We start from the raw sequence: 937 nt of genomic DNA, 5'->3' as shown, positions 1-937 counted from the left end.
GGCGATTGAAATCCTGCATAGCGGTTTCCTCGTATGTTTTTTGTAATCGTTTACGAGGATGGACAAGATGTCAAGCGCGGGTACAGCCTGCGATCTATGCCGCTGCACCATCAGGTCATCAGCGGAACCCTGGCGCTATACCTTTGGCAGTTTCCAGGGGGCACGGTAGGTCGGCGTGATCAGGGCATTGGCCGCAGCGACGTCGAAGCGGTTTTTCTGCGCGTCCCATTGAACCTTGCCGCCGGTACGATAGGCGATATTGCCCATCTGACAGACTACGGCCGTGTTCGCAGCGTCTTCAATGCTGCAGTTGGGGGTTTTCGACCGGTCCTTGATGCAGTCGATGAAGTTGGCCGCGTGTTTATTCAAGCCGTTGTCGTTGGACTTGGTCACGGCGACGGCCTCGGTCCTCGCCACACCATTCTTCGTCTCCGGCGTGACCATCCACTGACCACGATCAACGACCAGTGTACCATACTCGCCGATAAAGGCGACGCCATGGTCCCGGCCGGAATAGGGACCTATCCCGATGCCCGTACTGTGCTCCCAGGCAATGGAAAAGTCGCCGTAATCGAACAGGGCCGACTGCGTGTCCGGGGTTTGCATCGCCGCGCCAGGATAGGCATAGGCTCCGCCGACGGACATTACGGATTTGGGCGCTCCCGCCTTCATGCCCAATATGGCCATGTCCATCAAATGGACGCCCCAGTCGGACATGAAGCCGCCGGCATAGTCCCAGTACCAGCGAAAGTTGAAGTGGAAGCGGTTGGGATTGAAGGGGCGAAGCGGCGCCGGCCCAAGCCACAGGTCGTAATTTACACCTGCCGGCGGCTGACCATCGGGCTGGACCGCCAGGGTCTGCACCCATGCCAGATAGGCCCAGGCCTTGGCCATGCGCACCCGGCCCAGCTTGCCCGAATGGACGAAGGCGATGGCG

At 59.8% G+C, this 937-nt stretch carries 1 pseudogene; it reads right to left on the bottom strand.

Features of this window, described 5'->3' with window-relative positions:
• Positions 1-135: 135 nt before the first annotated feature.
• Positions 136-937: pseudogene (locus ABAC402_RS40515) on the bottom strand (gfo/Idh/MocA family oxidoreductase); the annotation flags it as partial.

Origin of the sequence: Asticcacaulis sp. AC402, from assembly GCF_000495835.1 — a bacterium.
Lineage (GTDB): Bacteria > Pseudomonadota > Alphaproteobacteria > Caulobacterales > Caulobacteraceae > Asticcacaulis.
Note: the sequence above shows the minus strand (reverse complement) of the source record. Positions and strands in the feature narration are given on the sequence as shown.